Genomic DNA, 14,411 nt, shown 5'->3' on the forward strand with positions numbered 1-14,411 from the left:
CACGCTAGATCTGGCGCCCGTATTCCCTGAACCCGGAACGCTTCTAGCGGCGTTGCTTTTCGTCCAGCAACTCAGAAAGCCGCGGCCCATTGAGGTCGCCGTGGAAGATCGTCCACACCCGAGCGGTTTTCCGCAGTTCCTTGAGTTCCTGGGCGACGAGAACTTCCTTCTGCTCGTTTTCCAGCAGCTCGCGAATCTTGGCCTGGGCCTCGGTGAACGGCGTCCGCCCAGGTTCCTTCCGCTCCAGCACGCGCACCAGATGAAACCCTTGGGGGCTTTCGATGCAGTTGCTCATCCGCCCCAGTTCGAGCGTATCGAGCGCCTGGTTCAGATCTTCGCACAGCAGCGAGCCAGGCGTCGACTCTTGAATCCCTCCTTCAGCCGCCGTGAAGCCGTGGGACTTGGCCTTCGCCACGTTGGCGAACACCGGTCCGCGAAGGCTGGGATTGATCGCCACGACGGCCCAAACCTCATTCCCCATTTCGGCCAGCGCCTTCCACGCGGCGTTGCGATCGCCGCCGACGCGGTCGAACCGCACCATCAGTTCTTCCCACTTGATGCTGCCGGGATACTCGTATTCCTTGAGATGGTCCTGATAGTAGGCGAGCATCTCTTCGTGGGTCACCGTCTTCAGCTTCGGCATTCGCTGCCGCAGCCACTCGCCGGCGACCATCTTCTCGGTGTACTGCCGCTGGACGTCTTTCAGCGACGAACCGTGCTGCACGAGCACGGCGTTCAACTGCACGCGGTCCTTGACCCCGTACGTTTCGAGCAGCTTCGGAATCTCGGAAGCTTCGAATGGCTCGGCGAGCGTCTTCTCGATCTGCTTAAGATTCTCCGGCGGCATAGTGCGGCGGAAGTCGGCGAACAGCAGTTTGGTGTCGATCAGCTGCAGCAGCATCCGCTCCAGCAAGATGCGTTCGATCTCCGGACGCTGCTCGTCGGAGACCTTCATGTTCTTCTGCTTTTCCATCGAGGTGATCATGCGCTGGACTTGCCACAGCACGTCACTCGCCAGGATGACCTGGTCTTCCACGCGGCCGATGATCTCGCTGCCGGCGATCGGTCGAGCATCGGTCGGCACGATCGGCGGGCCGAGCGGTTCGGTCGCGGCCATCGTGGCCTGGCTTGGCGCCACAAACGTTGCCGTCGGCGCCCCCGCCGCGCCTCCGGGCATCGCCGGGCTTTGGAACGGATCGTTGACATCCTGAATCCCGCGCACGGCCGACGGCGAGGAGGGGCCGCTGGGAGCGGTGGCCGGAACGGGCGGCGGTGCGAACGACTGGGCCGGAGCGAGGCGCGGCGCAGCGCCGAGCGCGAGCCATCCCCCCGCCAACAAGTTGAAAAGTCGTCGCAGCACGAAGTCGTTCTCAGTCCGCCAAGCGAGATCAGCCGCGGCGCAACTCTCCGCGGCGATCGCGCAGGGTCGCCGCAGAGGGCAAAAAATCGAGACCGAAGCGGCGGGATTCTAGGAATCGGCCTCGTTGGGACGCAAGAGAGATTTCAAGCGTGCCAGCACCCGGTCCGGATCGTCCGCGTCGGCTCCCAGCACCAGATACGCGCTCTGCGCGTCGGCCACCCGCAGCGAGCCGCTGCTACGCTCGACGAGGCGATTCAGCTCGCGGCGGCTAGCATAGGTGAGGACGGCGTATTTTCCTTCGAGGTGAATTGCCTCCAGCTGTCGCCGGTGGGCCCAGATCCGCAGGCGCCCCAATTCAACAAGCTGCTCCACCGGCGGCGGCAGTTCGCCGAAGCGATCGGCGAGCTCGCTGCGAAACTCCTCCAAATCGCTTTCCGTCGAGATGCGGGCGAGCCGGCGATAGAGGTCGATCTTCGTCCGCATATCGGGGAGATACCGCTCGGGAAAGTACGCCGCCACCGGCAGATCGACCGAGACGTCGACCGAGTCCTTCGGCGGCAGCTTCTTCAAGTCACGGACCGCCTTTTCCAGCAGGGCGCAGTAAAGCTCGTACCCCACGGCCGCGATATGGCCGCTTTGCTGCGTGCCGAGCAGATTGCCGGCCCCGCGCAGCTCGAGGTCGCGCATCGCCAGGGCGAACCCGGCGCCCATCTGGCTGAACTCCTCGATCGCCCGCAGCCGCCGCGCCGCCTCGGCCGACAGATGCCGCTTCTGGTCGACCAGCAAGTAGCAGTAGGCCCGATGCTTGTACCGCCCGACGCGCCCCCGCAACTGGTGGAGATCGGCCAGGCCGTAACGATCGGCGTCGTCGATGAAGATCGTGTTCGCGTTGGGTATGTCGAGTCCGCTCTCGACGATCGTCGTCGCCAGCAGGATATCGAACTCGTGCCGCACGAACCCCAGCATCACGTCTTCCAACTCCGTCTCGCTCAACTGGCCATGGCCGATGCCGATGGTCGCCTCAGGAACGATCCGCTGGAGTTCGTGGGCGACCTTCTGGATGTCGTGAATCCGATTGTGGACGAAGTACGCCTGCCCACCGCGATTCAGTTCCCGCAAGATCGCATGGCGAACGAGCGCATCGTCGAAGCGGGCGATCCGCGTTTCGACGGCGAGCCGATCCTTCGGCGCCGTCTCGAGGTTCGAGATGCTCCGCACGCCCAGCAGCGACATGTGGAGCGTCCGCGGGATGGGCGTTGCCGTCATCGTCAGCACGTCGACGCTCGCACGGAGCGCCTTGAGGCGTTCCTTCACGGCCACGCCGAACCGCTGCTCTTCGTCGATGATCACCAGCCCCAGGTTCTGGAACCGCACGTCGGGCGAAGCGAGTCGATGGGTGCCGATGAGCAAATCAATCGTCCCGTCGGCGGTTTTCTTGAGGATTTCGCGCTCTTCCTTAGCCGTGCAGAAGCGGGAGACGGCGGCGATCTGGAACGGAAACTCGGCCATCCGCTGCGTGAACGTGCGCCGATGTTGCTCGGCGAGAATCGTCGTCGGCACGAGCACCGCCACCTGGTAGCCGGCGTCGATCGCCTTAAACGCCGCGCGGATCGCCATCTCGGTCTTGCCGAAGCCGACGTCGCCGCACAGCAGGCGGTCCATCGGTTTGGCCAGCTGCATGTCTTGCTTGATCGCCGCGATCGCGGTGAGTTGGTCGGGCGTCTCCTGATAGGGAAACGCGGCGTCGAACTCTTGCTGCCACGGCGTATCAGCGGGGAACGAGATGCCCGGGCGCGCTTCGCGGGCCGCCTGCACCTGCAGCATGTCGACGGCGAGGTCTTCGACGGCGCGCTCCGCCGCTTTTTTTTGCCGCAGCCAGGCCGTGCCGCCGATCTTCGCCAGCGTCGGCTTCGCCTTGCGCCCGCCGACGTACTTCTGCACCAGCTCGATCTTGCTCGTGGGAACGAAGATCCGCGTCCCTTCGGCATACTCCAGTTCAAGATGCTCTTCGGCGCCCGCTTCCTTGTCGAGCAGCTTCAGCCCGCGATAGCGACCAATGCCGTGGGCCAAGTGAACGACCAGATCGCCTTCGCGCAGCTGCAGGAAGCTGTCGATCGCCCGCCCGGTCGGGCGCTGAGCGGGCCGCGACAACTCGGTGCGGTGGAACAGTTCGGCGGCGCTAACCAGGATGATGCCGTCGCCCCCGTTTGGCGACAGCACGCGAAAGCCGTGCGCCAGCCGCCCGCGAGCAAAGTGGAGGCGCCCATCCCGCGCGAGCTTCGTCTCGCGGAACACTTCGCTCAGCCGCTCGACCTCGGCCTCGGTATCGCACACCAGATAGACGTGCTGCCCGGTCGCCGCCGACTCCAACTCGCCGCGCACGCGCGCCACGTCGCCGCTGAACTGCTCGACCGATTCGAACTGCAAGTGAGCCGTCGTCTCGTACGACCCAGCCGGCACGCCCGCGGCCGTCACCGACGGAAATTTGAAGACCTCGGCCAGCGTCGTCGACGTCGCGAAGTAGTCCTCCGGATGTTCCAGTCGGCGATGGTAGTGCTTTCCCTCCTCTTCGAGGTCTGAAGGTTCGACGAGCATGAACCAACTTCCTGTTGGCAGGTAGCCGGCGAAGTGCGTCCGTAGCTTCGCCTCGGCGCCAAGCACCGTCACGTCGGCCGTCGAAAGACTTTCCAGGCTCCGCTGCGTCGCCACGTCGAACGTGCGGATCGACTCGACCTCTTCGTCGAAGAGTTCAATTCGCAGCGGGTCGGTTGCATCGGGGGGGAAGACGTCGAGGATGCCGCCGCGCAGCGAGAACTCGCCGGCAAGCTCCACCGCCGTCGTTCCCCGGCAGCCGCGCGCCGCCAGCCAGCGCGTGAACGCTTCGAGATCGAGCCGCTTTCCTACGGCAATGCGTTGCGTCGCCGCCGCTAATTGCTCGACGCTCGGCAGCGGCTGCAGTAGGGATTGGATCGACGTGACGACAATCCGCGGCGCCGACCCGCCGACCAATCGCTTAATCAGCCGCTGCCGCTGTCCAAAGTTCTCGTCCTGCACCACCCGATCGCCCGCATCGGCTTCCGTGGCAGGGAACGCTTCGACTTCAAGGTCGGTAAAGAGGGTCAGATCGTCGACGAGCGAATCGACGTCGGCGGCGTGGGGCAAGACGACGGTAAGCGTCCGGGGACAATGTTGCCCCAGCGCCGCCGCCACCAGAGCGCGCGAAGACCCCCAGACTCCGCCGAGCGTCCCCGCCTGGCCGGCGGCCAGACTGGCGAGCACCTCGGAAAAGTCGGCATGCGTCGCAAGTTGAGCGGGCAACCTGCGGAGCGCCGCGCTGGCGTCGACAGTTTCCCCCGCGGCAGTTTCCATCGCCACAGGGGTGATTGTAGGGGGCGCGCCGAAGAATGAGTAGCCGCGGAGCAACCAGCCGCGGTTGCTAGGCGGCGCGCCGTTCGGCCGCGGCAATCGCCTCCGGCTCGACTTCGTCCTGCTGCAAGCCGTAATGGAGTTCCCACAACCGGGCCTGCTTCATAAACGTGTAAAACGCGCTCATCATCGAGATTTGCAGGCCGACCATGCCGTCCAGAAAACCGCGGTGGAGGACGAAGTCGCGAAAGAACCGCAGCGGCGGCGAGATCAGCATCCGCCGATAGCTCGGCTTGCGACCCCCGGCATGCCACTGCTCGGCTTGCACGCGCGTGTAGCGATCGAACTTCCGCAGATACGACTCCCACGACCAAAGCGTGTAATGATCAAGCAGCGTTCGCAGCGAACCGTAATTCCCGGTCGGCACGCAAACGTTGCCGTGGTCGCTGGGGCCTTCATAGCGGCCCAAATCGCGGCGGAAGAGTCGAACCAATCGATCGCGGGCCCAATCGGTGTAATGGACGCGATGGCCCATCAGGTGATTGGCCCGTCCCATCCAGTACGCGTCATGCGGCGGCTCGCCCGCCAATAGTTGCCTAATCTCCGCGGCCATCGCCGGCGTCACGCGTTCGTCGCAGTCGAGAATGAGAACCCATTGGTGCGTCGCCTGGGGGATGGCCCAATTCTTGAAGTCGCCCGCCGTGCGATACTCGCGTTCGATCACGCGGCAGTCGCCGCGGCGGCGGACGTATTCCAGCGTGCCGTCCGTCGAGCCCGAATCGGCGACCAGCAATTCATCCGCGATCGACGCCACGCTGTCCAGGCATGGGCCAATATTAGCGCGTTCGTTCTTGCAGGTGAGTAAGGCAGTTAGCTTTGCTGGCATTTCGGGCATTCTCATGGCGAGGGTCGCACACCCCACGGCGTCGAGATGCTACCTTCTGCCGAGAAGTCGCTCAAGACGAACCGTCGCGCTTAATCTTTCCCTAACAATCCGAATAATCCGTGGAATCCCGCAAGCCGCCGACCGTCCCGTTTACGGACTTCCGCCTGCAAGCTTCAGGGCGCCAGCACGCTGTTCCGATACTCAGTCAAGGAGTCCGCTGCGCGGGGGTCGATCGCAATCCCGCCGGCAGCTCCGCGCCGAACGATCGCCCTCCCCCCTCTTCGGCCAGGAGTCTTTCCCATGTTCCGATCATTGTTTCTCGCCCTCGGCGTCTACAGCTGCCTGTTGGGCGTCGAGGCGCTTGCCGTCGAGCGCGCTGTCCTCAAGCGGCCTGAGAACTCCCCCTCCGCAGAGCAAAAAGTGGTCGTTCCGCCCGATTGGGCGCCCTGGAGCCTCATGGGTGGGGGCGCCGTCGTGGTGCTGTATTCCTTTACGATTCCCCGCCGAGTGAACGCGTAGGGGGCTAATCGCCGCAACGGCGACCCTCCGAACCTTTGGCAGCTGGTCTACCTCCCTTTCCTATCCACCGGAAAATCGGGCACGACCGCCCCGGCGGCGAGCCGGACGCGTCAGCCTCCGGGACCCCGCCGTGGCCCCCAAAGGTTGTTTCCGGCCACCCATCCGTTTACCATAAACAGGTTTACGGAGCTTTCTGGCCCGGCGTCCTACGCCGCCGCCCCTCCCCTTACACGACATTTGCAGAGCTGAGGCGCCACCATGGCAACGATCGAGAAACCCCGCGTGAAAGAAGAGTTGATCAGTGGCGCCGATATCCTGGTGCAATCGCTGGTTAACCACGGGGTCGAGACGATCTTCGCCTACCCCGGCGGGTGCAGCATGCCGCTCCACCAGGCGCTCACGCGCTTTGGCGATAAGCTGCGGACGATCCTGCCGCGCCACGAGCAAGGCGGCGCGTTCGCCGCCCAAGGGTGGGCCCGCAGCACCGGTCAGGTCGGCGTCTGCATGGCGACCAGCGGTCCCGGCGCCACGAACCTCGTCACCGCGATCGCCGACGCCAAGCTTGATAGCATTCCGCTCATTGCGATCACGGGCCAAGTGCCGACTGCGGTCATCGGCACCGACGCGTTCCAAGAAACGCCGATCGTTGAAGTCTGTCGCGGCATCACCAAGCACCACTACCTCGTCACCGACGTGAACGACCTCGCCCGGATTGTGCGCGAGGCGTTCGTCATTGCCACCACCGGACGTCCCGGACCGGTGTTGATCGACATGCCGAAGAACGTCCAGATGGACTCGTGCGTGCCGAACTACAACGAGCCGCTGAATCTTCCCGGCTACAAGGTCGAGTCGCCGAAGGCGCGTCCCGAGCAAATCAACCAGATGGCTGCCGCGATCAAGCGGGCCCGTCGGCCGATCATTTACGCCGGCGGCGGCGTCGTCACCGCCGAAGCGAGCGAGTCGCTCCGCAAGCTTGTCGACAAGACCGGCATTCCGATCACGACGACGGTTATGGGTCTGGGCATCTTCCCGTCGACCGATCCGCTGTCGCTTGACATGCTCGGCATGCATGGCTCGATCTACGCCAACTACGCCGTCGATCAGGCTGATTTGCTGATCGCCCTGGGCGTTCGCTTCGACGACCGCGTCACCGGCAAGGTCGAAGAGTTCTGTAAGCATGGCAAGATCATCCACGTCGACATCGACGCCTCGGAACTGAACAAGAACAAGCCGGCCCACATCCCCGTCTGCAGCGACGTGAAGTTCGCCCTCGACGAACTGAACAAAATCGTCGAAGCCCCCGAGGATATCTCCGACTGGGTCGAACAGTGCATGCGTTGGAAGAGCGACGAGCCGTTCAAGTACAACGAGCAGTACCAAGGGATTCTCCAGCAGCACGCGATTCGCACGCTGTGGGAAATGACGATCGAGAAAGACCCGGTCATTTCCGTGGGGGTCGGCCAGCACCAGATGTGGGCCGCCCAGTTTTACAAGTTCCTCGAACCGCGGCGCTGGCTCTGCAGTAGCGGCCTGGGAACGATGGGCTTCGGCCTCCCCGCCGCGATGGGCGCTCAGGCCGCCAACCCCGGCCGCCTCTGTTTCGACATCGACGGCGACGGCAGCTTCCTGATGAACATCCAGGAACTCGCCACCTGCGTCTGCGAGAAGCTGCCGGTGAAGGTGCTGCTGCTCAACAACCAGCATCTCGGCATGGTGGTGCAGTGGGAAGATCGGTTCATGCAAGGCAACCGCGCCCACACCTACCTCGGCCCCATCGATAATCCCGAATGGTCTGGCCAAGGCGACGGGATCGGCGCGCTCAATCCTGAAGAGCGCTATCCGAACTTCGTCGGCATCGCCAAGGGCTTCGGCTGCGGTGCCGCGTACGTCGACAAGAAGGCCGACCTGCCGGCGGCGATCGAAGAGATGATCGCCCACGACGGGCCTTATGTGCTGGACGTGGCCGCGCCGTACCAGGAGCACGTGCTGCCGATGATCCCCGGCGGGAAGACGGTGCGGGATCTCATCAAAGAGTAATTCTCATTTGTGAGTATTACAGTGAAGCAACTCGAAGCAATTCGTGTATGGTCGTGGGTTCTCGTACCTGTCCTGATGACCAGCGGTTGCGAAGCGCCGCCGCTTCCTGCTCAAACTGCGAATGACGCTGGGACGTCGCCGTCCGAAGTAGCAGAAGCTGTCGAGAGTGAATTCGCAGCTGAACTACCTGTGATGGAAGGAATCACCACGACCATCCATAGAGCTTACGCCTATCAAGGATACAGCTACCACGATCCTGAGGCGGGCGCCAAGTTGGTGGGCGTAGACGTAGAGTTTCGCGACTACGGCGACGGGCTCGATCTCGATGACGTTGAGTTGCTGGAAGGCTCCTCCAATGAGGGTATCGGCGGGTATCCCCATATCGAACTCATGTCGCAGGATGGTCAGGTGCTTCAAGATGCGGAGGACACCGACTGGCCCGGCGCAGGCGGTCCGCTAAGGGTGCTTTTGGTCTTCTCGGTCCCAGAGGCCACGAACTCCGTCAAGCTTGCTTACGTTGGGGGCTTGCTAACTGCGAAGCCAACATTGATTGGCAACGACGGCCCGTCACTCAAAGCTCCGGTAGAATAGCTCGAACGGCGTTATCTTTGGGCAAGGCTCGTGTGGGATCTGATTCAGGAATTGCTTTTGTTTTCTACCCTCGCAGGAGCTCTGGAAAAATGAGCACGCTCCAAGAAATCTAACAGGCGATTGAGCGACGTTCCGAACCCGAGAGGCTGAAACTGCGAGCTTGGATGGATTCTCTCTCGCCCTCATTGCTGTCGACCAAGTCGAAACAGTCCGCCGAGGAGTTGGCGTACGCGTTTCGCGAGTGGGCGGCGAGCCACCCGCGAACGACTCACTTCGTCGACGACAGTCGTGAGAGCATCTACGAAGGTCGCGGCGAATGATTCTGGTCGATACCAACGTCTGGGTGCGCACCTTGCGGCCGGACGATCCTTAGCACCCCACAGCGGCCGATGCGGTGACCAGCCTGCGAACCGCTGGCCATTCTCTGGCGCTAGTTCCACAGGTCTTTTACGAGTTGTGGTCGGTTTTAACTCGACCGGCGGCGAACAACGGACTTGGCTTCAGCATCGAGCAATCGCTTGAGGATCAACGCCGCATTCTTGATTCTTCAGAGCTGTTCGAGGATGACAGCGGCGTGTTTGCTGCTTGGCGAGATCTCGACGCCAAGTATCGCGTTCTAGGCAAGCAAGCTCACGACGCACGCCTTGTCGCGGCGATGGTTCGCCACGGTATCGGACATTTGATGACATTCAACGACCAGGACTTCGCTCGTTTCATCGAGATTGCCGTCATAGCGCCGCCTGCGGCAGCGGCCTTTCCGCCTGCCGGCGGACAATCTTGACGGCCGGGACTCGCATTTAGGCTCACCGCGCGCGACAATGCTTCGCGCTGCGCGCCGATTCGCACACTTTTTCCGGCTTCAGTTGTGCGAGTTGGGAAAAATTGCCGGAGCGAGTTTGTCAGAATCTCGTCGTTTTCACGGGGTTGTCGCGCATGTTGAGCGATGGAGCGCATCTGGACCGCGGTTTGCGTTTCTTGTCGGACAAAATCAGCCAGCACCTGTCGGCGACAACTCGTACACTGCCGATGATGGCCAAACGCCGCTGACGCACGCTTTTGGAAGGAGACCGAAACATGCCCGCCACTGCCGCCCCGGTTCGTCCCGCCACGAAAAATCGCGAACTGCTCGCCTGGGTCGATGAAGTCGCCGCCCTCTGCAAGCCCGACCAAATTCAATGGTGCGACGGCTCGCAAGAAGAGTACGACCGACTCTGCGAAGAGATGGTCGCCAGCGGCACGTTCATCCGGTTGAACCCCAAGCTGCGCCCCAACAGCTTTCTGGCCCGCAGCCATCCCAGCGACGTCGCCCGGGTTGAGGATCGCACCTATATCTGCTCCGCCGACCAAGGCGACGCGGGTCCGACCAACAACTGGATGGACCCGGCTGAAATGAAGAAGCTGTTGGAGTCGAAGTTCGACGGCTGCATGCGGGGACGGACGATGTATGTCATCCCGTTCAGCATGGGGCCCGTCGGTTCGCCGATCGCTCACATTGGCGTCCAGTTGACGGACTCTCCCTACGTCGTCACGAACATGCGGATCATGACCCGTATGGGGGGCCGAGTGCTCAGCGTTCTCGGCGACGGTCCGTTCGTGAGGTGTCTCCATTCCGTCGGAGCTCCCCTCAAGCTGGGGCAACCCGATTCGGCGTGGCCCTGCCAGGCTGATCCGAAGAACAAGTACATTGTCCACTTCCCTGAAGAGCGGTCGATCTGGAGCTACGGATCGGGTTATGGCGGCAACGCGCTGCTCGGCAAAAAGTGTTTCGCGCTGCGGATCGCCTCGGTGATGGCTCGCGACGAGGGTTGGCTGGCCGAGCACATGCTCATCTCCGGGGTAAAGAGCCCCGACGGCGAGAAGAGCTACGTCGCCGCCGCGTTCCCCAGCGCCTGCGGCAAGACGAACTTCGCGATGCTGATCCCGCCAAAACAGTTCCTCGACGAAGGTTGGGAGGTCACGACCGTCGGCGACGACATCGCCTGGATCAAGCCGGGGCCCGACGGCAGACTCTATGCGATCAATCCCGAGGCAGGGTTCTTCGGGGTCGCTCCCGGCACGAACGAAGAGACGAACCCCAATGCGATGGCCTCGATCCGCGAGAATACCATCTTTACGAACGTCGCCCTGACCGACGACGGCGACATTTGGTGGGAGGGAATGACCGCGGAGCCGCCGGCGCACCTCATCGACTGGCAAGGGAACGACTGGACGCCGCAGAGCGAAGCGAAGTCGTCGCATCCGAACTCGCGGTTCACGGCGCCGTTCGACCAATGCCCCTCGGCCGACCCGGCTCACAACGATCCGGCGGGCGTCCCGATCACGGCGTTCATCTTTGGCGGGCGCCGGCAGACCACCCAGCCGCTGATCACGCAGGCCTTCAACTGGCAATTCGGCGTTTATGGCGCCGCGACGATTGGCTCCGAGCAAACGGCCGCCGCGTTTGGCAAAATCGGCCAGGTCCGTCGCGACCCGTTTGCGATGCTTCCATTCTGCGGTTACCACATGGCCGATTACTTCAGCCACTGGCTCAGCTTCGGCCAGCAACTCGAAAACCCGCCGCGGATTTTCATCGTCAACTGGTTCCGCAAAGACGCCGAAGGGAATTACCTCTGGCCCGGTTTCGGCGATAATATGCGGATCCTGCAGTGGATTATCCGCCGGGCGAAGGGCCAGGCCCGCGCGTTCGAGGGACCGCTCGGCTGGACGCCGAAGTACAGCGACATCGATTGGCGCGGCCTCAATTTTACGAAGGAGCAGTTCCGCGAGGTGATGCGGGTCGACCGCGAAGAGTGGTTTCAAGAGATCGCCTCCCACAACGAGTTGTTTTTCAAGTTGTACGATCGGTTGCCGCGCGACCTGACCGCGATTCGCGACTTGTTGCTGGCGTCCCTTTGCCGCATCCCCGAGAAGTGGGCGAAAGGGTGACCTTCGCCGCCGCCCGCCATGCATCATGACCTTCACGAGATCGCGCCGCCCGGGTCGAGCCGTCCCGAGAACTCGCTCGACCCGGTTTGCGGCATGAAGGTCGATCCGGCGACGGCGAAGCACCAGGCAGAACATGCGGGAACGACGTACGACTTCTGCAGCCGCGGCTGTTGGGAGAAGTTCACCGCCGACCCGTCGCGTTATCTCACGGCGGCGAAGTCCGATGATACCGAGAAGGTCTCGGAGGGCAGCTGTTGCCACGGCGGCGCGGCCAAGCCAAAGCCGCCTGAGCCGAGCGGGGTGACGCCATCGGGTCAGTACACCTGCCCGATGCACCCGGAGATCGTCCGTGATCGCCCTGGCGACTGTCCGATTTGCGGGATGGCTTTGGAGCCGATGACGGTCGCCGCGAGCGACGAGCCGAACGCCGAACTCATCGCTATGACGCGGCGGTTCTGGACGTGCGCCGCCCTGACCCTGCCGCTGGTCGCGCTGGCGATGGCGCGGATGTTCTTTGCCGAGTGGTTTCACGCCCGATTTCCGGGGAGGACGCTGGCGCTGGCGGAACTCGCCCTCGCGACGCCAGTGGTGCTGTGGGGCGGCTGGCCCTTCTTCGTGCGGGCGTGGCGGTCGGTCGAGAACCGGTCGCTGAACATGTTCACGCTGATCGGCATCGGCACGGGGACCGCCTATCTCTACAGCCTCGTCGCGGTCCTCGCGCCGGAGTGGTTTCCGGAACCGTTCCGCATGCATGGCGAAGTGGCGCTCTACTTTGAAGCGGCCGCGACGATTGTCACGCTCGTGCTGCTGGGGCAGGTCCTGGAGCTTCGCGCCCGGCATCAGACGGGGGCCGCGATCCGAGCCCTGCTCGACCTCGCGCCGAAACTTGCGCGCCGCATCGCCGCGGATGGTCGGGAAGAAGACGTACCGCTCGACGAGGTCGCTGTCGGCGATCAATTGCGCGTTCGGCCGGGCGAGAAGATCCCAGTCGACGGGAGCGTTATTGACGGGTCGAGCTACGTCGACGAATCGATGATCACCGGGGAGCCGATTCCGGTGGAGAAGAGCGCCAGCGATCGCGTTATCGGCGGGACGCTCAACGGGACCGGGGCGCTGGTGATGTCGGCCGAGCGCGTCGGCAGCGAGACGATGCTGGTGCAGATCATTCAGATGGTCGGCCAAGCGCAGCGGAGCCGCGCGCCGATCCAGCGGCTGGCCGATCAGGTCGCGGCGTACTTCGTGCCGGCGGTGTTGGCCGCGGCGGTCGTGACGTTTGTCGCGTGGGCCGCGATTGGTCCGCAGCCGCGGTTGGCTTACGCGCTGGTGAATGCCGTCGCCGTCTTGATCATTGCCTGCCCTTGCGCGCTGGGGCTTGCGACGCCGATGTCGATCATGGTCGCCGTCGGTCGTGGCGCCACGGCCGGCGTGCTGGTACGCGACGCCGAAGCGCTCGAGACGCTGGAGCGGGTGAACACGCTCGTGGTCGACAAGACGGGAACCCTCACCGAGGGAAAACCGCGACTGGTCGCGGTGACGCCGAGCGTCGGTTGGAGCGAGGCCGACTTGCTTCGTCTCGCCGCCAGCGTCGAGCGCGGCAGCGAGCACCCGGTCGCGACCGCCATCGTGCGGGGCGCCGAGGAGCGCGGCATCGCGCTGGCCAACGCGAGCGACTTTCAATCGACGACGGGTCGCGGCGTCGTCGCCCTGGTCGAAGGCCGTCGCGTCGCGGTGGGGAACGCTCGATTGATGGACGACGTCCACGCAGCGCTCGGTGAGCATGGCGCGGCCGCGGAGAGCCAGCGCCGGCAGGGACAGACGGTGATGTTCGTCGCGATCGACGGAAAGCTCGCCGGGTTGCTCGGCGTGGCCGATCCGATCAAGGCGTCGACGGCCGAGGCGTTGCGACTGCTCCGCGAGGAAGGAATCGCGATCGTCATGCTCACGGGGGATAGCTGCGGGACGGCGGAAGCGGTAGCCGCTGAGTTGGGAATCGATCGGGTGGAAGCCGAAGTGCTGCCGGAACAGAAGGTCGAGGTCGTCCGACGTCTGAAGAGCGAGGGTCGCGTCGTCGCGATGGCGGGCGACGGCGTGAACGACGCGCCGGCCCTCGCCGAAGCCGCGGTGGGGATCGCGATGGGGACGGGAACCGACGTCGCCATGGAGAGCGCCGGGGTGACGCTGGTGAAGGGGGACCTGCGCGGGATCGTGCGGGCCCGCCGGCTGAGCGAGCGGACGATGAGCAACATCCGCCAGAATCTGTTCTTTGCGTTTGTCTACAACGCCCTGGGGGTGCCGCTGGCGGCCGGCGTGCTCTACCCCTTTTTTGGCTGGCTGCTCAGCCCGATGGTTGCGGCGGCGGCGATGAGTCTCAGCTCGGTGTCGGTGATCGCCAACGCGCTGCGGTTGCGGCGCGTGGAGTTGTGAGCTGCGCGTCGCGAGTCGCGAGTGGTGAGACTTGAGTTGCATCTGGTTCGCCCTTTCGTATTGTTCGTGGGGAGCGAACGTTGCGTGATCATGGTTTTGTCGAGTGGATTTGTCCGAAAGTGAAAGTTGATTTTTAGTGACAGAACTCGGGTAAACTGGCATTAAGTGCTGACGGGGGGCGGAGTTGGTTTTGTCTGGGTTGTGGGGACAGATTTGGAGTCAGGGGTCGGCAGTCAGGAGTCAGGGGGCGCAACGGCGTGCGTGGAATGTGTGCGCTTGTTCAGGAGTCGTTTGGGTTGATCG

10 protein-coding genes are annotated in these 14,411 nt (G+C 63.7%); 7 read left to right on the top strand and 3 right to left on the bottom strand.

Annotated elements, in window-relative coordinates; genetic code table 11:
* Positions 1-43: 43 nt before the first annotated feature.
* The 3 genes from I41_RS02985 to I41_RS02995 form a co-directional block, all read right to left on the bottom strand.
* Positions 44-1,360 (bottom strand): peptidylprolyl isomerase, encoded by a 1,317-nt coding sequence (locus I41_RS02985; RefSeq protein WP_145430756.1) that lies wholly within the window; start codon positions 1,358-1,360, stop codon positions 44-46.
* 108 nt (positions 1,361-1,468) lie between these two features.
* Entirely contained in the window at positions 1,469-4,729 is a 3,261-nt protein-coding gene (gene mfd / locus I41_RS02990; protein WP_145436242.1) for a transcription-repair coupling factor, read from the bottom strand.
* Positions 4,730-4,796: 67 nt separating this feature from the next.
* Positions 4,797-5,612 (bottom strand): glycosyltransferase family 2 protein, encoded by an 816-nt coding sequence (locus tag I41_RS02995; protein WP_168206637.1) that lies wholly within the window; start codon positions 5,610-5,612, stop codon positions 4,797-4,799.
* A gap of 300 nt (positions 5,613-5,912) precedes the next feature.
* Here I41_RS02995 and I41_RS03000 point away from each other — a divergent pair, with 300 nt between their 5' ends.
* From I41_RS03000 to I41_RS03025, 7 genes are all read left to right on the top strand, one after another.
* Complete coding sequence (locus I41_RS03000) at positions 5,913-6,131, top strand: hypothetical protein (RefSeq protein WP_145430760.1); 219 nt, start codon at positions 5,913-5,915, stop codon at positions 6,129-6,131.
* Between the two features lie 258 nt (positions 6,132-6,389).
* On the top strand, positions 6,390-8,168 hold the full coding sequence (gene ilvB / locus I41_RS03005) for a biosynthetic-type acetolactate synthase large subunit (protein ID WP_145430762.1): 1,779 nt from the start codon (positions 6,390-6,392) through the stop codon (positions 8,166-8,168).
* A 21-nt stretch (positions 8,169-8,189) separates the two neighbouring features.
* Complete coding sequence (locus I41_RS03010; RefSeq protein WP_145430764.1) at positions 8,190-8,759, top strand: hypothetical protein; 570 nt, start codon at positions 8,190-8,192, stop codon at positions 8,757-8,759.
* Positions 8,760-8,923: 164 nt separating this feature from the next.
* On the top strand, positions 8,924-9,079 hold the full coding sequence (locus I41_RS26980; RefSeq protein WP_168206638.1) for a hypothetical protein: 156 nt from the start codon (positions 8,924-8,926) through the stop codon (positions 9,077-9,079).
* 74 nt (positions 9,080-9,153) lie between these two features.
* Positions 9,154-9,540, top strand: coding sequence for a type II toxin-antitoxin system VapC family toxin (locus tag I41_RS03015; protein WP_145430766.1), 387 nt, complete (start codon positions 9,154-9,156; stop codon positions 9,538-9,540).
* A gap of 293 nt (positions 9,541-9,833) precedes the next feature.
* Positions 9,834-11,684 carry a phosphoenolpyruvate carboxykinase (GTP) gene (locus tag I41_RS03020; RefSeq protein WP_145430767.1) on the top strand — a complete coding sequence of 617 codons (1,851 nt, stop codon included), beginning with the start codon at positions 9,834-9,836 and terminating at the stop codon, positions 11,682-11,684.
* A gap of 18 nt (positions 11,685-11,702) precedes the next feature.
* On the top strand, positions 11,703-14,108 hold the full coding sequence (locus tag I41_RS03025; RefSeq protein WP_145430769.1) for a heavy metal translocating P-type ATPase: 2,406 nt from the start codon (positions 11,703-11,705) through the stop codon (positions 14,106-14,108).
* Positions 14,109-14,411 lie beyond the last annotated feature (303 nt).

It is taken from the genome of Lacipirellula limnantheis (genome assembly GCF_007746075.1).
Taxonomy (GTDB): domain Bacteria; phylum Planctomycetota; class Planctomycetia; order Pirellulales; family Lacipirellulaceae; genus Lacipirellula; species Lacipirellula limnantheis.